The 17,500-nt window shown below is 48.3% G+C and carries 22 protein-coding genes; 8 read left to right on the plus strand and 14 right to left on the minus strand.

What is annotated here, in order from left to right; all coding sequences use genetic code 11:
• Positions 1–33: 33 nt before the first annotated feature.
• A complete protein-coding gene (gene yjgA, locus QNM19_RS10955; RefSeq protein WP_049862876.1) occupies positions 34–555 on the minus strand; it encodes a ribosome biogenesis factor YjgA in 522 nt (173 codons plus the stop codon).
• Between the two features lie 180 nt (positions 556–735).
• Here yjgA and pmbA point away from each other — a divergent pair, with 180 nt between their 5' ends.
• Positions 736–2,082: a metalloprotease PmbA gene (pmbA, locus tag QNM19_RS10960; protein WP_284026700.1), complete on the plus strand. Its 1,347-nt coding sequence runs from the start codon at positions 736–738 to the stop codon at positions 2,080–2,082.
• 25 nt (positions 2,083–2,107) lie between these two features.
• Here the strand turns inward: pmbA and mgtE are convergent, their stop codons facing one another.
• The 12 genes from mgtE to QNM19_RS11020 form a co-directional block, all read right to left on the minus strand.
• Complete coding sequence (mgtE, locus tag QNM19_RS10965) at positions 2,108–3,466, minus strand: magnesium transporter (protein WP_010386636.1); 1,359 nt, start codon at positions 3,464–3,466, stop codon at positions 2,108–2,110.
• Between the two features lie 178 nt (positions 3,467–3,644).
• Positions 3,645–3,923, minus strand: a complete 279-nt coding sequence (locus QNM19_RS10970) for an HPr family phosphocarrier protein (protein ID WP_049862875.1) — start codon at positions 3,921–3,923, stop codon at positions 3,645–3,647.
• Positions 3,920–4,765, minus strand: a complete 846-nt coding sequence (gene rapZ, locus QNM19_RS10975) for an RNase adapter RapZ (protein ID WP_010386634.1) — start codon at positions 4,763–4,765, stop codon at positions 3,920–3,922. The genes QNM19_RS10970 and rapZ overlap by 4 nt, the downstream gene beginning before the upstream one ends.
• 12 nt (positions 4,766–4,777) lie before the next feature.
• Positions 4,778–5,233, minus strand: coding sequence for a PTS sugar transporter subunit IIA (locus QNM19_RS10980; protein ID WP_010386631.1), 456 nt, complete (start codon positions 5,231–5,233; stop codon positions 4,778–4,780).
• Positions 5,234–5,235: 2 nt separating this feature from the next.
• Positions 5,236–5,523, minus strand: coding sequence for a ribosome hibernation promoting factor (gene hpf, locus QNM19_RS10985; RefSeq protein ID WP_010386630.1), 288 nt, complete (start codon positions 5,521–5,523; stop codon positions 5,236–5,238).
• Positions 5,524–5,548: 25 nt separating this feature from the next.
• A complete protein-coding gene (locus QNM19_RS10990; protein ID WP_049862874.1) occupies positions 5,549–7,057 on the minus strand; it encodes an RNA polymerase factor sigma-54 in 1,509 nt (502 codons plus the stop codon).
• A 44-nt stretch (positions 7,058–7,101) separates the two neighbouring features.
• Positions 7,102–7,827, minus strand: a complete 726-nt coding sequence (lptB, locus tag QNM19_RS10995; protein ID WP_010386628.1) for an LPS export ABC transporter ATP-binding protein — start codon at positions 7,825–7,827, stop codon at positions 7,102–7,104.
• Positions 7,824–8,363 (minus strand): lipopolysaccharide transport periplasmic protein LptA, encoded by a 540-nt coding sequence (gene lptA / locus QNM19_RS11000; protein ID WP_049862873.1) that lies wholly within the window; start codon positions 8,361–8,363, stop codon positions 7,824–7,826. The genes lptB and lptA overlap by 4 nt, the downstream gene beginning before the upstream one ends.
• Complete coding sequence (lptC, locus tag QNM19_RS11005; protein WP_049862872.1) at positions 8,353–8,907, minus strand: LPS export ABC transporter periplasmic protein LptC; 555 nt, start codon at positions 8,905–8,907, stop codon at positions 8,353–8,355. The genes lptA and lptC overlap by 11 nt, the downstream gene beginning before the upstream one ends.
• Positions 8,904–9,455, minus strand: coding sequence for a 3-deoxy-manno-octulosonate-8-phosphatase KdsC (kdsC, locus tag QNM19_RS11010; RefSeq protein ID WP_049862871.1), 552 nt, complete (start codon positions 9,453–9,455; stop codon positions 8,904–8,906). Before kdsC ends, lptC begins: the two co-directional genes overlap by 4 nt.
• The gene (locus QNM19_RS11015; protein ID WP_049862870.1) at positions 9,456–10,427 is read right to left on the minus strand and encodes a KpsF/GutQ family sugar-phosphate isomerase; all 972 of its coding nucleotides are present in this window, start codon (positions 10,425–10,427) and stop codon (positions 9,456–9,458) included.
• 9 nt (positions 10,428–10,436) lie between these two features.
• A complete protein-coding gene (locus tag QNM19_RS11020) occupies positions 10,437–11,396 on the minus strand; it encodes a calcium/sodium antiporter (RefSeq protein WP_049862869.1) in 960 nt (319 codons plus the stop codon).
• A 229-nt stretch (positions 11,397–11,625) separates the two neighbouring features.
• Here QNM19_RS11020 and QNM19_RS11025 point away from each other — a divergent pair, with 229 nt between their 5' ends.
• Genes QNM19_RS11025 through murA form a run of 7 tightly spaced genes read left to right on the plus strand, consistent with a single transcriptional unit; the run spans position 11,626 to position 16,284 of the window.
• Positions 11,626–12,432 carry an ATP-binding cassette domain-containing protein gene (locus QNM19_RS11025; RefSeq protein ID WP_081694300.1) on the plus strand — a complete coding sequence of 269 codons (807 nt, stop codon included), beginning with the start codon at positions 11,626–11,628 and terminating at the stop codon, positions 12,430–12,432.
• The gene (mlaE, locus tag QNM19_RS11030; RefSeq protein ID WP_049862868.1) at positions 12,429–13,208 is read left to right on the plus strand and encodes a lipid asymmetry maintenance ABC transporter permease subunit MlaE; all 780 of its coding nucleotides are present in this window, start codon (positions 12,429–12,431) and stop codon (positions 13,206–13,208) included. Before QNM19_RS11025 ends, mlaE begins: the two co-directional genes overlap by 4 nt.
• Before the next feature lie 14 nt (positions 13,209–13,222).
• On the plus strand, positions 13,223–13,768 hold the full coding sequence (gene mlaD, locus QNM19_RS11035; RefSeq protein ID WP_010386613.1) for an outer membrane lipid asymmetry maintenance protein MlaD: 546 nt from the start codon (positions 13,223–13,225) through the stop codon (positions 13,766–13,768).
• Positions 13,769–13,773: 5 nt separating this feature from the next.
• A complete protein-coding gene (locus tag QNM19_RS11040) occupies positions 13,774–14,457 on the plus strand; it encodes an MlaC/ttg2D family ABC transporter substrate-binding protein (protein WP_197094208.1) in 684 nt (227 codons plus the stop codon).
• On the plus strand, positions 14,450–14,743 hold the full coding sequence (locus QNM19_RS11045) for an STAS domain-containing protein (RefSeq protein ID WP_010386611.1): 294 nt from the start codon (positions 14,450–14,452) through the stop codon (positions 14,741–14,743). The genes QNM19_RS11040 and QNM19_RS11045 overlap by 8 nt, the downstream gene beginning before the upstream one ends.
• Before the next feature lie 5 nt (positions 14,744–14,748).
• Positions 14,749–15,006, plus strand: coding sequence for a BolA family protein (locus QNM19_RS11050; RefSeq protein ID WP_010386610.1), 258 nt, complete (start codon positions 14,749–14,751; stop codon positions 15,004–15,006).
• 12 nt (positions 15,007–15,018) lie between these two features.
• On the plus strand, positions 15,019–16,284 hold the full coding sequence (gene murA, locus QNM19_RS11055; RefSeq protein WP_049862867.1) for a UDP-N-acetylglucosamine 1-carboxyvinyltransferase: 1,266 nt from the start codon (positions 15,019–15,021) through the stop codon (positions 16,282–16,284).
• A gap of 68 nt (positions 16,285–16,352) precedes the next feature.
• Here murA and QNM19_RS11060 read toward each other — a convergent pair whose 3' ends face one another.
• Positions 16,353–17,435 carry a trypsin-like peptidase domain-containing protein gene (locus QNM19_RS11060; RefSeq protein ID WP_049862866.1) on the minus strand — a complete coding sequence of 361 codons (1,083 nt, stop codon included), beginning with the start codon at positions 17,433–17,435 and terminating at the stop codon, positions 16,353–16,355.
• Positions 17,436–17,500 lie beyond the last annotated feature (65 nt).

Below are 17,500 nucleotides of genomic sequence, written 5' to 3' on the forward strand. Positions count from 1 at the left end.
TGCGTGATACTGCGAGGCGCTCTATTACTCTGCTTATGGCAGGATCAGCTCTTTGAGTAATTGAAATAGCTCTTTAGAACCTTTTCCGGGCTTCTCTGCCTGATGCTCTTTTTTCGCCTGACGAACCAGTTGTCTGAGCTTTTGGCGTTCCAGCGTCGGGTGTGCTTCAAGCAGGGTATTGATCTTTTCATCCCCCTTGGCTATCAGTTCATCTCTGAGCTGTTCTACTTGATTAAGCAGGACATCTGCCTGGTTGTTTCTGTTAAGTAACAGATCCAGACCTTGCTGTAAGTCTTCTACATTGCTGGTGGTACGCAGTTGTTTGGCAATAAAGTTCAGATGACGGCGGTAGGCATCGTGTTTGCCGCGCAGCTTGTCTGCCAGTTCCATCGCTGCAACCAGCTCAGCAGAGAGTGGCAGCTTTTCTCTTTGTTTTTTACCTAATTGCGCGATATCAACGCCTAGTTGATGGTATTGCTGTGCATCACGCTTTAACTCGCTTTTTGAGACGTAAATGATCTCTTCTTCTGGCTCTTGGGTAGGTTTTTTGGCCATGTTACCGCACTTACTTCAGTTATTGATGATCAGATTATATCAGAAGTCAGAAAAAGCAGTAATGCATACATGAATGCGCAACTTGCCCAGGGTCTCATACAGAATCTTTGCGTGAGTCACAGCGCATCGGCGCAGGCTGTGTTAGGATTATAGCAGTACTATGATTTGTGGAATAAAAACATGAGCCAGCAACAAGATCCCATTTGGACGCAAATTGATGAAGTAAAACAAGCCGTGTCTGATGTTTTGGACTATGCAAAGCAACTGGGGGCGACGTCTGCTGAGGCATCGATGAGCCGTACTTCTGGTTTGTCAGTCAGCACCCGCATGGGAGAAGTTGAAACGATTGAATTTAATCAGGATGGTGGCCTGGGGCTGAGTGTTTACGTTGGTCAACACAAAGGCTCTGCTTCGACGGCCGATCTCGGTCCAAAAGCGTTACGCTCGGTGGTGGAAAAGGCGGTCGAAATAGCCAAGTTTACATCAGATGATCCCTGTAATGGTGTGGCTGATGCTGAATTAATGCCTGAGGTGGTGCCTGATTTAGACCTCTTCCATCCCTGGTCACTGACGCCTGAAGAAGGTGTGAAACGCTGTCTTGAAGCAGAGCAGGCGGCGTTGAATTACGACGAGCGCATTGTTAACTCGGATGGGGCCAGCGTCGCCAGCCATCAGGGCCTGCGCGTTTACGGCAACAGCCATGGTTTTCTGGCCGGGTTTCCGCGTACCCGACACACCTTAAGTACTATGGTGATTGGCGAAGAAAATGGGGTGATGCAACGAGATAATGCTTATTCCATTACACGTGTGCATACACAGTTGAGAGATGCCAAAGCGGTGGGCATAGAGGCAGCAGAATCGACGCTGGCTAAATTAAACAGTCGTAAGCTGGAAACCATGCGGGTACCGGTCGTATTTCGTGCTGATATTGCCAATAGCCTGTTTGGGCATCTGGTATCCGCCATTGGTGGTGGTGCTTTGTATCGCAAGTCGAGTTTTTTGCTGGATAGTTTGGGCACTGACGTTTTTTCGTCTTGTGTGTCGATCAAAGAGCAGCCACACTTGTTGCAGGCACTGGCATCGAGTCCGTTTGACGCTGAAGGCGTACAGACCACTGAGCGTGATATCATCAAAGGAGGCGTACTTGAGACCTATCTGTTGCCAAGCTACGCAGCTAGACGCCTTGGTATGCGCAGTACGGGCCATGCTGGTGGGATCCACAACTGGCTGGTACAGGCTACCGAGCCGGACCTGGCCGCGTTGCTGCGGACCATGGGGCGTGGCTTATTAGTGACTGAGCTAATGGGGCAGGGGGTTAATACGGTAACCGGTGACTACTCACGCGGCGCTGCCGGTTTCTGGGTTGAAAATGGCGAGATCCAATATCCGGTCAGTGAGATCACCATTGCAGGTAACCTTAAGGATATGTTCAAGTCAATTCAGGCGATTGGGGGAGACATTGAAACCCGCGGTGCTGTTCAAACTGGCTCGGTACTGATAGAGAATATGCAAATTGCAGGTCAGTAACCCATAGTTGTATGCGTTTGGCTGCTTAGACAAGCAGCCAGGTTGCTGTGCCGAGGAAGGCAAAAATGCCTACGATGTCGGTGACTGTGGTCAGTACAACACTGCCTGCCAGTGCTGGGTCGATATTCATTCTTTTTAGTATGAGCGGGATGCTGGCGCCTGCTATACCCGCTGCAACCAGGTTCATAAACATCGCGAAGGCAATCACACCCCCGAGTACAAAGTCCCATTGCCAAAGGGCTATTACACCTGCAATCAACAACGACCAGAGCAACCCATTCAAGGCGCCAATGGCCAGCTCTTTACCCAGCAAGAAGCGCTGGTTAGTGGCGTTCACGTGTCCCAGCGCAATACCACGGATCACCAAAGTCAGGGTTTGACTGCCGGCCACTCCTCCCATGCTGGGGACTATGCCATTCAATACTGCGAGTATCGGTAAAATATCTAAGGTGCCTTCGAAAAAGCTGGCAACGAAAGCGGCCATCAGCGCTGTAAGCAGGTTGATCCCCAGCCAGATTGAACGGCGACGGCTACTTTTCCAGACCGGCGCAAAGGTATCTTCTTCATCGTCGAGACCGGCCATACTCATCAGGCTGTGTTCGGCGTCCTCACGAATAACATCAACGATGTCATCGATGGTGATACGTCCCAGCAAATGTGCGTTGTCGTCTACGACCGGTGCAGAGATCCAGTTATGCCGCTCAAACAACTGAGCGACATCGCTTTCGTCCATTGAGATGGGAATGGTTTCACGCTCTTCATTCATCAACTCGTTAACCAGTTTGTCTGGCTGACTGGTTAACAGCACACTGATCGGCAGAGAGCCCAAAAAGCAATTGTCTTTGTCTACTACGTACAGGTCATCGGTGCCATCAGGGAGTTCCCCTTTGAGGCGCAGATAACGTAACACGACATCCAGTGACACATCCGGGCGGATCGTTACTGTATCTGTGTTCATCAATGCGCCTGCGGAATGCTCGACATAAGACAGAGCCTGGGTTGCACGGGCTCTGTCTTGCGAGTCCATGGCACCAATAACGTCCTGATAGACGGGATCTGGCAAACTTCTCAGGACTTCACCGAGATCATCATCATCCATGTCTTCCGTTGCCGCAGCGATCAGCTCTGGCTCCATTTTGGCGATGATGCTGAGTCTCACATCTTCAGACAGTTCTTCGAGTACGTCACCCTGTATATCCGGGTCGACTAATTGCCACAGCAGGGTTCTGATTTTATGTGGGGAAGACTCAAGCAATAATGCGGTGTCGCAGGGAGGAATCTCGGCTAAGGTGCGCCTGACTTGAACAAACTGACCACTGTTAAGGGCATTCGTAACTTGTTGTAATAGCTCCAGTGTGTAGTCTTGTTCAAAAGCTTCAGGCATAGGCATCCCAGGTTGGATAGTCGACAAGTAGGCTTGTCATGAGTATATGGCGCATTGATTATAGGCTTATGATAATTATAGCTGTTTTAATATCAATTGGTATATCTAAAAAAAGCGAAGGTAACCGTCAGGAAGCGGTGGTTTTGTGTCTGGAAAATAGGGGAAAAGTGAAGAGGTGCTACTCTGATTCGTTAAACTTATCGGCAATAAGGCTACCAATGGCATGTAACGCACGCTCTGCATCCGGGCCTTCGCAGACAACTTTGATCTCTTTGCCCTGGCTACTTTCCAGCAGCAATAAAGCCAGCACACTGTCACCCTCTGCTTCTTTACTGCCCTGAAACAGGGTGATGTTGGCATCGAACTGTGCGGAGAGTTCTGCCAGCACACTGGCTGCACGAGCGTGTAGACCCAGTTTATTCTGGATCAGAAAGGTATCTTCAAAGCGTTGTGTCATTTTTCTTGTTCGCGGTGATGGATCTTCACATTACTGTGGGTACGAGCAAAACGCTCACCTAACGTCTGAGCAAGATACACTGAGCGGTGCTGTCCACCAGTACAGCCAATCGAAATGGTCAGGTAGCTGCGGTTATTACGCTCAAGGTGTGGCAGCCAGGTTTGCACAAAGGTCTGGATCTGCCAGGTAAATTTTTGCACTAAGCTGTGGCTAGACAGGTAGTCAATAACAGGCTTATCTAAACCGGTTAAGGGCTTAAGTTCTGGTTCCCAGTGTGGGTTCGGCAAAAAGCGCGCATCAAACACGTAATCGGCTTCTTTTGGAATACCATGTTTAAAACCAAAGGACTCAAAGGTGATGATTAATTGCTTGTCTTTTTTACCGAGGATCTTTTCCCGGATACGCTCTGCCAGCTGGTGGATACTCATGTCTGTGGTATCAATGGTGATATTAGCGCGGCGGATAAGTGGGTCAAGCAGTTCTTTTTCTTTTTTAATCGCTTTGTCCAATGACAGATCTGCCAGTGACAGCGGATGTAGGCGGCGTGTTTCTGAAAAGCGACGGATCAGGATCTGATCTTCGCTGTCCAGATAGAATATATTGGGTTCTGCAAATCCGGGTAGGTATTCCAAAATATCGTCGAGTTCTTGCTGATCTTTTGGCAGGTTACGTACGTCAACGCTCACAGCAATTTTATCATAGCTGTCTGACACACTGCGCACTAATGCGGGCAGCAAGTTGACCGGGATATTATCGGCGCAGTAATAACCCAAGTCTTCCAGCACGCGCAGAGCGACCGATTTTCCTGAGCCAGAACGACCACTGACAATAATTAACTGCACAGAAACTCTCCGTTAGTTGTCAAACTCTTCAATTATCGAGAATAACTCCTGATCATTGTGAGCTTGCCTGATACGTTTACAAAACACCTTGTTTTTAAGTTTATCAGCGATCGTTGCTAAGGTCTGCAAATGTTGTTGATTTTCTCCCTCGGGTACGATGAGTGCCACAAAAATGTCGACGGGTTGATTGTCAATGGCATCAAAGGCAATGCCTTGCTGATTAACAAGCAGCATAGCAACCACTTTATCTATGCCTGGCATGCGGCCATGGGGCAGTGCAATCCCTTTTCCTATCCCCGTACTTCCGAGTTTTTCGCGGCTCAACAGTGCATCAAGGATATCATGGGCATTACTGTCTGGAAGCTGGCTTTGAGCCAACTCACTGATGTACTCTAAAATACGTTTCTTACTATTAAAAAGGACCGCAGCTTTGCTGCAGTCCTGTGAAATCAATGAGCTTAGTTTCATGATTAGTGTCGAGTTAGCTTCTCTTTGTGCTTGATCACCTGGCGGTCAAGCTTATCGATAAGTCCGTCTATTGCGGCATACATATCCCGGTGTTCGGTTGAGGCAAAAATTTCTCCCCCGTTCACATGTAATGTGGCTTCTGCTTTTTGGATGAGCTTTTCGACATCTAGGATAACATGCACATTATTGATGTGATCAAAGTGCCTTTCTAGCTTCGCAAACTTGTTTGTTACATAGTCTCTTAACGAATCGGTGATTTCTACATGTCGACCAGTTAAATTTAGTTGCATAAGCATTTTCCTTCTGTAGTTACGTCTAAATCAGGCTTTTGCGCTGATTGGACGGTGGGATAGCCAAAGACTCTCGGTATTTGGCAATTGTACGTCTAGCCACTTTGATCCCTTGATCTGCCAATACATCCGCAATCTTGCTGTCACTCAATGGTTTAGCAGTGTTTTCCGCGGCAATTAGCTTTTTGATCAATGCTCTGATTGCAGTCGAAGAGCATTCTCCTCCGTTTTCAGTGCTGACATGGCTTGAGAAGAAATACTTCAACTCATAGATACCGCGTGGCGTGTGCATATACTTTTGCGTTGTTACACGTGAAATCGTGGACTCATGCATGTCGACCATTTCGGCCACATCATTCAGTACCATCGGCTTCATTGCCTCGGGGCCATGTTCAAAGAATGCCTGTTGTTGCTGCACAATGCAATTAGTAACTTTTAATAAAGTTTCATTGCGGCTTTCCAGGCTCTTGATGAACCATTTTGCCTCTTGCAGGTGTGAACGAATAAACTGACTGTCTGTGCTCGACTTGACTGAACGGGACATAGCAGCGTAGTGGTCATTCACTCTAATTTTTGGCATTGAATCGGGATTGAGTTCAACAACCCAGCGACCTTTCACTTTTTTAACCGACACATCCGGGATCACATAGTCTGCTTCTTCCTGTACTATGCTCGCGGCGGGTTTCGGGTTTAGGCCGTGGATCAGGGTCATTACTTCTTTCAGATCCGCTTCTTTGAGTTTGGTTTTTTTCATCAAAGTGCGGTAATCCCGGCTGGCTAACAGATCGATGTGCTCAGTCAGGATTTCTTTGGTCTGTGCAAGCCAAGGGGTGTTTGGGTCAAACTGGTTGAGCTGAATGCACAGGCATTCTTGCAGGCTGCGTGCCGCAATCCCAACAGGATCAAATAATTGGATCCGTTTCAGTACGGCCTCTACTTCATCCTGCTCAATCGGCTCTTCATCGTTGTCCTGATTCATGCTATCGACGATGTCTTCGCAGCTGATGGTCAACAGACCAGCATCGTCAACTGCTTCTACAATTGCAAGGGCGATGGCTCTGTCTGTAGGGCTAAAAGGCGTCAGTTCCAGCTGCCACATCAGGTACTCTTGCAATGTTTCAGTGGTTTTACCCTGGTAAATGGTTTCGTCTTCTGGCATTGGGCCTGAACTGCTTGCCGGGGCAGCACTGATGTACTCGTCCCAGGTTACGTCCATTGCCAAATCGTCGCTGACGGTGTCTTTGTTCAGTGCAGCATCGCTGTCTTGTTCGTAGTCGCTGACAGCCGCCTCTTCATAGCTGTCGTTGTCACTCGTTGTAGGTTGTTCCAAATCGGAATCCGACTTGGACTGAGTTTCATTGTCTTGTGATTCAGACTCACCTTCTTCCACTTCCAACAAAGGGTTGCTATCAAGCGCTTCTTGGATTTCTTGTTGGAGATCTAGCGTACTCAACTGTAACAGACGAATAGCCTGCTGCAGTTGTGGTGTCATTGTCAGTTGCTGCCCCATGCGCAGCTGTAGCGATTGCCTCATGTATCTCTAACAATCCTTTTTGTTATTTACTTCTAATTTTATAACTATAGCCTGAATTGCTCACCTAGGTAGACATCCCGCACAGTTTGATCGGCCAGAACATGCTCCGGGGTGCCTGCTGCTATCAGTTCACCATGTGACACTATATAAGCTTTCTCACAGACGTCCAGCGTTTCACGCACGTTGTGGTCGGTGATCAGTACGCCTATCCCACGGTTTTTCAGGTGCTCTATAATTTTCTTTATATCTAACACTGAAATGGGATCAACGCCAGCGAAAGGCTCATCTAATAAGATAAATTTTGGATCTGCCGCAAGGGCACGGGCAATTTCTACCCGGCGTCGTTCACCGCCCGATAGCGCCATACCCTGGCTATCGCGAATATGCTGGATATTAAACTCATCTAACAGTTCATTGAGGATGACTTCTCGTTGTTCTTTATTCAGCTCTTTACGGGTTTCTAAAATGGCCATCAGGTTTTGATAGACGGTCAGCTTGCGAAAAATAGAGGACTCTTGTGGCAGGTAACCAATACCTAGTCTTGCCCGGCTGTGCATCGGCAATAAGGTAATGTCTTGTTCGTCGATGTGTATGCTGCCCTTGTCACTGGGCACCAATCCGACAATCATATAAAAAGTGGTGGTTTTACCTGCACCATTTGGGCCAAGGAGGCCAACAATACTGCCAGCTTCAACGCTTAACTCAACGTTTTTAACAACCTGTCTGCCCTTATAACTTTTGGCCAGTGCGGTGGCGGTTAATTTACTCACGGATTCCCCTTCTCTTGTGGTTGTTGGGGGTTCTCTTTTTCAGGTAACAGAATGGTTCTCACGCGGTTTTGTTCTTGCTCCCCGCGCTGTGCGCTGATCAGCTTCTTTTCCATATCATAAACGATAGTTTGCGCGCTGATTTTTTGTCCTGCCTGACTGATCTCTGCACCGCCTTTGATGGTGAGCATGCGATTTGCGACATCATAGCGCACTTCTTTGGCGCTGGCCTTCAATAACGTACCATCCGCTTGGCGTTCCTGAAATATTGCCGGACTGCCTGTTGCAACCAGCAGTTGCTTATTTTTACCCAGTTCTTCCCTACGGTGTACTTCGAGGCGATCGGCCAGAATTTTTCGGTCACCGTGAATGATTTCGACGTTTTCTTCGAACACGCCAATATTGGTTTGCAACTGGGCCAGCTGTGTGCCCGAACTGATAATGACCTGATCAGCCGCTGTATTTTCTGCATAAGCCGCAGGATGAAATGCACTTAAAGTGCACAGTAAGATCAGGGAACAGGTTAATTTATTGCTCATAATAAATTGTTTCAGTGTGGTTGATGAGTTCAATGATTTCTGTGTTGAGATCGGCCACTAAGCCTTTCCCTGAAATCGTTAAGTTTGGGCCGGTAATTTCTACCGGGTGTTCAGAGCGCATGTGCTTTTCGTTAATATCGACTTGCACGTGATCGGCGTTGATGTGCTTTATCATGGCATCGGCCGTCAGGTTTGTTGCTTGTACTTTACCCTCCAGGATCAGGGTATTGTTACCATATAAGGTGGCTTCATTGGCCTTGAGTTGCCAGTTTTGTTGATCGTTGTGCAGTGTAAAGATAGGCGCAGTAAAGTGGCTAAACCCCAGCTCCTGATAGAGCTCCATTTTGTCTGCGGTAATCTGATAACTGAGCTGCCCATTTTCGGCGTAATTGGTTTGCTTCAGATCGATGGCGACATAATCTGGCTTGGCCAGCACTTCTTCTGAGCGCGGCGCGACCTGGCCCGATTGCGTTAAATAGGGATACCACAGCCATAACATGGTGAGGCTGAATACAACGAGCAATAAGGCGCGAAGTACGGTCATACGCTACTGCCTTCATAACCCAATGATTTGCCCTGGCAGAGCAACAGTAAGTCAGTCAGCTCTCGAACAGCACCAAACCCGCCGGGTAACACCGTTTTGTAATCGGCTGCGCGGACCACCATAGGGTGAGCGTCTTGCACGGCCACAGACAGACCGACTTTGAGCATCACTGGTAAGTCGGGTGCATCATCGCCAATATAGGCTATCTCGTGGTCCGCCAGCTGTAATTTGTCTTTCAATTCAGCATAGCCTTGCAACTTGTCTTCCATACCCTGATAGATGTGCTTAACGTTGAGGTTAGTCATACGCTGCTGAACAATGTGTGAATGACGTCCCGTGATCACAGCCACTTCAACGCCGCCATTGATCAGGGCTTTAATGCCGAAACCATCTTTGGTGTTAAATGCTTTTAGCTCCTCTCCCTGATTGCCCAAATAGATGCGGCCATCAGAAAATACCCCATCGATGTCGCAGATCAGCAGCTTAATCGCCTGCGCTTTTTGTATAACGGTATCGTCGATGGGTTGATATAGGTCGGAAAACAGCATTTATAACACTCCTGCTCGCAGCAAATCCTGCATATTTAACGCGCCGATTGGGCAATTTTGCTCATCAATGACAATCAGGCCATTGATGCGTTTCTTCTCCATGATATGCAACGCTTCAGCAGCCAACATATCTTGTGTCACTGTCGTACAGTGTTTTGTCATGACTGCATCTATCGGGGAGCTGTGTAAATCCAGTCTTTGCTCGATAATACGGCGTAAATCACCATCTGTGAACAAGCCCTGTAACTGCCCCTGTGCATCGACGATGGTGGTCATGCCCAGGCCCTTGCCTGACATCTCAAACAAGGCATCGGTCACCGTGCAGCCTTGCGAGACAACGGGCACCGCTTTGCCCGAATGCATTACATCTGCCAGTGTCAACAACAGACGCTTACCCAGACTGCCTCCCGGATGGGACAAGGCAAAATCATCTGCCGTGAAGCCGCGGGCTTCGAGCAGTGCCACAGCTAAGGCGTCGCCCATGACCAGAGTGGCTGTGGTGCTGGCCGTTGGTGCAAGCCCTAACGGGCAAGCTTCTTTGGAGACTTTAATGCACAAATGAATATCCGCCAGCTTGGCCATATTCGACTCGGGGTTACCCGTCATACTGATGATTTGTGCGCCAATGCGCTTGATTACCGGCACGATGGCCAATACTTCGTGCGTCTCACCTGAGTTAGAGATCAGCAAAACCACATCATCAGCCGTGATCATACCTAAATCACCGTGGCTGGCCTCACCAGGGTGAACAAAAAATGCCGGCGTGCCCGTGCTGGCCAGTGTCGCCGCGATTTTATTGCCAATATGACCTGACTTGCCCATGCCGATCACTATGATTCGACCACGGCATTGCAACATGAGTTCACAGGCCGCAGAAAATCGTTCATCAACATACTGGGCAATTTCGACAATCGCTTGTTGTTCGATTTCTAATACCTGTTTGGCAGAACCAATAAAATTGTGCGTGCTCATGCTGAATCCTTAAATAATAAAGTACATATAACCACAGAATGCACCAAGGAGTAGCCCGCCTTCAACACGGTTAATTTGTCGGCGCCCTTTGAGGCTAACACTCATCAGCACCAGCGCAGCTGTTGCACCGAGCATGACATAGATATCCCGGTTTGCGATATTGCTGTCCAGTGTTGCCGGGTTCAGGATCCCCGCAATGGACAACACCGCCAGAATATTAAAGATGTTTGAACCAATAATATTACCCAGTACCAGGTCGTCTTCATTTTTGAGCACGCCGGCCACACAGGCGGCCAGCTCTGGCAAACTGGTTCCAATGGCGATAATTGTCAGGCCGATCAGCAGGTCGCTCATGCCAAAATATTTTGCAATGTCGACGGCTGCGTCGACCAGGTAGTCAGCACTCACGGGCAATAAAATCATCCCCACAACCAGCCAGAATATGGCTTTACTCATGGGCACATCACTAGGGACTTCATCACATGCTTCTGAAATAAGCGGATCGTCCTCGTCGGTTTTACCTGTTTTTGAGATATAGATTAGGCCACCAATAAACACGAAGAAGCCAATTAACAGCAGCCAGCCTTCCAGCGCGCTAAACTGGTTATCACTGATGATCAACCACGCGGCCAGTGAGACGACCACCAACAGCGGCATTTCACGCTTTAAAATGCCGGAGCCAACCGCCAGTGGACGCAATAAAGCGGTGATACCAAGTACCATGAGGATATTGGCGATGTTGGAGCCAACAGCATTACCAACAGCGGTGTCAGTTTTGTCAACCAGCGCAGCTTGCGCAGCGACCATCATTTCAGGTGCTGAGGAGCCCATTGCAACGATAGTCAAACCCACAATTAACGTTGGTACCCCGAGGTTTTTGGCCAGCGCCGCAGCGCCATATACGAAGCGATCGGCACTCCATACCAGGGCAATGAATCCAAGAATGAGTATGACAAACGATAAAACCATGAAGTCTAAGCCAAGTTACTAAATTCAATGGCGCAGATAGTATCAAATCGCTCATCAAATGTATAAATAAAGTCATCGCTTTTGCGAGCGGACAAAACCCCGAGAGGCGCCTATTTCGCACAACAAATATGGCGAATCAATTACAAAATTTTACCATTAAGGGTTTTCCATCTCACAGCAAAACAACGTATTATTCCACAATTGAAAAAAGTATGATGTGGAGAGCGACTTGACGCAGTCAATAGTTGAAGTCAGGGATTTGACCTTTTCTCGTGGTGAAAGGACAATCTACAAAAATATGAGTTTCTCCGTCCCCAAAGGGAAAATTACGGCCATTATGGGGCCCAGTGGTATTGGTAAAACCACTATGCTAAGACTGATCGGTGGTCAGCTTAAGCCCGATAGCGGGGAAATCCTCTTTTCTGGTGACAGTATTCCATCTATGTCCCGCCAGGCACTGTATCAGGCGCGCAAGCGAATGAGCATGTTGTTTCAAAGTGGTGCCTTGTTTACGGACATGTCTGTATTTGACAACATTGCTTTTCCGCTCCGAGAGCACACTAAGCTCAGTGAAGAATTAATTCGTCTTGTGGTGCTGATGAAATTACAGGCGGTTGGTTTGCGTGGTGCGCGCGATCTTATGCCATCTGAGTTATCGGGTGGCATGGCACGGCGTGCCGCTTTGGCCAGAGCCATTGCGCTTGACCCTGAGTTGATCATGTATGATGAGCCATTTGCAGGGCAAGATCCGATATCGATGGGCGTACTGGTCCGTCTTATTAAATCACTCAATGAAGTGCTGGGCTTGTCATCTTTAATCGTCACCCACGATGTAACTGAAGTACTCAGTATTGCCGATCATGTCGTTATCATCGCTGAACAAGGCGTGATTGGTAGTGGTACTCCTGAACAAATGTTGGCGCATGACTCGCCACTGGTACAGCAGTTCCTGCAAGGCCACTCCGACGGGCCGGTGCCATTCCATTTCGATGCGGCACCGTATGAGGATGAGTTACTGGCAGGAGGAAGCCATTGATGGATTTTTTGCAGAAGTTAGGTCACAAAACACTGAGCCGCTTTGCGTCGTTAGGCCGGGCAACTCGTATGTTATTGGGGGCTTTGTGCAGCATGCCCAATTTCAGAAAAGGTGGCCCTTTACTGATCCGTCAACTGTATATGGTTGGCCATCAGTCATTGCTTATTATTATGGTATCAGGCCTGTTTATCGGCATGGTACTGGCGCTACAGGGCTACACAGTACTGGTCGACTATGGGGCAGAAGACAGTCTGGGGCCTCTGGTGGCACTGAGTTTGTTACGTGAACTGGGACCTGTGGTCACTGCATTATTGTTTGCCGGTCGGGCGGGCAGTGCATTGACTGCAGAGATTGGTCTGATGAAGGCCACTGAGCAGCTATCCAGTCTGGAGATGATGGCCATTGATCCACTGAAGCGCGTGATTTCTCCCCGTTTTTGGGCAGGCTTTATCAGCATGCCGCTGTTAGCCTTGATTTTCTCAGCTATTGCGATTCTCGGCGCACACCTGGTTGGTGTTGACTGGCTTGGGGTCGATTCAGGTAGCTTTTGGTCCATTATGCAATCTCAGGTGTCTTTTGAGCAGGATATTGTCAATGGTCTGATTAAAAGTTTTGTATTTGCGCTCATCGTGACCTGGATTGCGCTATACAAAGGGTATGACTGTATCCCAACTTCCGAGGGGATCAGTAAAGCCACCACAGAAACGGTGGTTCATTCTTCTCTCGCTGTTCTGGGCTTCGATTTTGTTCTGACAGCAGTGATGTTTTCAAGTTAAGGGTTTGTAGAAACATGAATACACGGAAAATAGAAATACTGGTCGGCCTGTTTGTGGCTTTGGGCGTGGCCGCCTTTGTTATGCTGGCACTAAAAGTGGCCAATGCAGGGATCAGCGGTAATGGTGAAACCTATACTTTACAGGCTAAATTTGACAACATCGGCTCGCTTAAAACGCGTGCGCCAATCAAAGTCGGCGGTGTGGTGATAGGTCGTGTCGAGGGGATCAGCATCCACCCGCAAGAATTTGTACCGGTCGTAAACATGAGCATTGATAGCCATTATGAATGTCAGTTTTCGGATACCACATCAGTGTCGATCCTGACGTCAGGCATTTTGGGTGAGCAGTATCTGGGGATTTCTCCGGTGATTGCATCTCAATCTGCTAAACAGACTTGTCTGGGTGAAGAAGTGGTAAGCAATGATGAGCTCGACCTGGGCGATTTGTTTGGCGTTGAAAGTGCCGCATTGAAAGATGGTGACATGATTACGGACACCAAATCGGCATTGGTTCTGGAAGAACTGATTGGCCAATTCCTGTTTAATCAAAGTAGTGAGTAATGACCATGATGGCGAAAGTTTTGGGTTTCTTCGCAAGTGTTTTTCTAATTGGACTTGCCTCCACAGTATCTGCCAGCGAGGTAGATATGACCAACCCTTACACTATGGTGCAACAAGTTGCAGACAATACTTTTAAACGTGTGACCAAAGATCAGAATAAGATTGAGCTGGATAAAGAGCACCTGCGCGTGATTGTGGAAGAAGAGCTACTGCCTTATATCGACTACAAATACGCCGCTTATCGCGTACTGGGCAGCCACATTCAGAAAGTCCGCAACATTGAGGATAAAGAAGAGAAACGTCAGGCAATCGAGCACATTCGTACGTTTATCGACGTGTTTAAATCTTATCTGGTTGCGACTTATGCAGGGGTATTCACTCAGTACACGGATCAGAAAGTTGAGTTTGAACCGGCCCGCGATGCTGATGGTGATAAAATCGCCATAGTTAAAACCAAGATAATTGAAGCGGGTAAACCGGATATTAAAATTGATTTCAAAGTGCGTCGCGACAGTAATGGTGAGTGGCGTGCCTTTGACATGATGGCAGAAGGGATCAGCCTGCTTGATGCAAAGCAATCTGAACTGCATGGCATTTTACGCCAGCAGGGCATTGAGCGTGTGATTGAGTTACTGGACAAGAAAAGCAAACTGCCTGTGCAGTTTAGAGGTGACGACGGCAATGCCTAATTTGCAATTTAATAAACCCGCGGCTGACACAGTCGCGGTGGTCGGTGAACTCACTCGAGATAGCCTGACAAATGAATCGCTTCTTAACCAGTTGTTAGAAAATGCGCAGTCAGTCCTGTATTTTGACCTTTCTGAGGTATCCAGGGTTGACACCGCGGGCTTAGCTTGGTTAATTCACTCTTTAGGCAAATTAAAACAGCAAGACGTGCGTCTTGAGTTAAAAAACGTGCCTGACCAGCTACAAAATCTGATGGCGCTGGGACAGGTCAGCAACCTATTTGAGTGAGTCCAATGGAAACAAACCAAGTCGAAGCTTTACTACAAGAAGCGCTGGAACTTGACGAAGTCAAAGTTAAATCAGAAGGCAGTCATTATGAAGTTATCGCTGTTGGCGGTTGCTTTGAAGATTTGCGCCGGGTTAAGCGCGAGCAAATGGTCTATGCCCCTCTGATGGAAGTGATTAAAGACGGCACTATTCATGCTGTCAGCATCAAAGCCTTTACGCCAACTGAGTGGCAACGCGAGCGCAAATTTATCTTACCTCAATAATCTGGAGCCACAATGGATCAGTTTGTTATCCAAGGTGGCACCACTTTAAACGGTGAAGTCACTATTTCCGGGGCTAAAAATGCAGCCCTGCCAATTCTGTTTGCGGCGATTCTGGCCGATGGAAAAAGCACATTTAGCAATGTACCCAGACTCAGGGATATAGGGACTACAGAAGCCTTACTGCGCACTTTAGGGGCTGAGGTGAACTGGCGCGGTCAGTTGTTGGAAATTGATGGTGCTAAGGTTGATAAAGTACTGGCACCTTATGAGCTCGTTAAGCAGATGCGGGCATCCGTGCTGGCGCTAGGGCCACTTCTTGCTCGGTTTGGTAAAGCGCAAGTATCATTACCGGGTGGTTGTGCCATTGGGGCACGACCTGTGGATCTGCACATTGCCGGCCTGGAAAAAATGGGCGCGACCATTCGTGTTGAGAATGGCTATATTAATGCACACATCGCACAAGGTGAGCGTTTGCATGGTGCCGAAGTCTTCATGGAAACCGTGTCAGTTGGTGCGACAGAAAACCTCTTAATGGCAGCAACATTGGCCGAGGGCAAAACGGTGCTGGAAAATGCCGCGCGCGAGCCTGAAATTGTCAATTTGGCTGAGTGCCTGGTTGCCATGGGGGCCAAGATATCCGGTGCTGGTACAAGTCGTATCGAAGTCGAAGGGGTAGAAGCCCTGCAAGGGTGTGAGCACAAGATCCTCCCGGACCGGATCGAGACTGGCACCTTCCTGGTGGCAGCGGCGATGAGTCAAGGTGAAGTGCTGTGTAAAAATACAGATTACCACAGCCTGGAACCTGTGCTGGATAAACTGCGCGACGCAAATGCACTGGTTGAAGTATCGCAAGACAGCATTTTTGTCAGTATGCGTGACCGGGAATTGCAGGGGGTGAATATCAAAACGATGCCACACCCTGGTTTTCCAACCGATATGCAGGCACAGTTTACCGCGCTGAATGTGGTCGCGAATGGCAGTGCAACCATCACTGAAACCATCTTTGAAAATCGTTTTATGCATGTCCCTGAACTGCAACGTATGGGCGCAAATATTCGCCTTGAAGGTAACACGGCGTATTGTGGTGAAACGGCATTTCTGTCTGGTGCACAGGTGATGGCGACCGATCTGCGGGCTTCGGCCAGTTTGATCTTAACTGGGATTGTGGCCGAAGGTGAAACTGTGGTTGACCGTATTTATCATGTTGACCGGGGTTATCAGCGCATTGAGGATAAACTTAGTCAGCTGGGTGCTAAGATAAAGCGACGCCATAATTAGGCTGAACAGGTATGATCAAAAAAGCGAGCAATGCTCGCTTTTTTGTTACCTTAAATTCATTTAAGTCGTTAATAAATCGGGGTTTCCAGTTCTGCTACTTCTACCATAAAGGTGAGGTGACGATTGCCCCGATACACCTCAAACTCCAGTTGTGTGCCTGGTGCTGTGTTACCTATCTTACGCAAAGTCTGCTGCGGATTTTTAACGGGCTCACCAGCTACTTTTGTGACTATGTCATTTTCTTTCATACCGGCTTGCCAGGCAGGACCCAGCGGGTCCAAATCGCTGATCCGTAAACCCACAATGGTGGTGTAGACATTTGTCACCTCCTGACCGGTATTGTCGACTGGTGTGCCTCTGAAACCCAGATAGCCACGGATCACCCGGCCATCTTTGATCAATTTAGCCATTACATCTTTAGCCAGCGAGTAAGGCACGGCAAACGAAATGCCCTGAATATCGATATTGTATCGGGCTCTGAATTGTGCAGATGTGATCCCGACCAGATCGCCATTGGAATTGACCAGCGCGCCACCTGAGTTGCCCATGTTTACCGCTGCATCCATTTGCAGCAGGCTGTTGTACTGGCTGTCAGTCAGAGTTTGCTTACCGGTCGCACTGATGATCCCCTGAGTGATGGTTTGTCCCAGGTTTAACGGGTTACCGATGGCCAGCACGACATCCCCGACTTGCGGGGTAAAGGCATCGTCAACCGGGATAACGGGCAGATGCTCTGCCTTGATTTTTAACAGCGCGAGATCCGTAATGGTGTCATACCCCACCAGTTGCACTTCATTGAATAAACGACCATCCGGCAGTAACACAATGATCTGATCGGCGTTATTAACAACGTGATAGTTAGTCAGGATATAGCCTTCACGGCTCATGATCACACCAGAACCGAGTTCCTGGACGGTATTTTGTCGTTTGAATCTCGGTTGATTACTGAAGCTCTCAGAAAAAATCGATACTACGGCCGGGGCTGCGCGATTCACACCGGATGCAAAGCTCATATGCTGCGCTGTGTAATGACCATTGAGGTCAAGGCGCAGGGCATTCTGGCGCAATTCGGGCGTGAACCAGATGATGATCAATGCCAGACCTAATCCGACAAAGACTGGAGGCAGAATAAGCTTGAGTAATTTGAACACGGTTATTTGTTATCTAGTTATCTGTGTAGAGGGTAATAATGGCATAATTAACAGCAATCTGCATT

The sequence above is a fragment of the Pseudoalteromonas ardens genome, assembly GCF_030125445.1.
GTDB classification, from domain to species: Bacteria; Pseudomonadota; Gammaproteobacteria; order Enterobacterales; family Alteromonadaceae; genus Pseudoalteromonas; species Pseudoalteromonas ardens.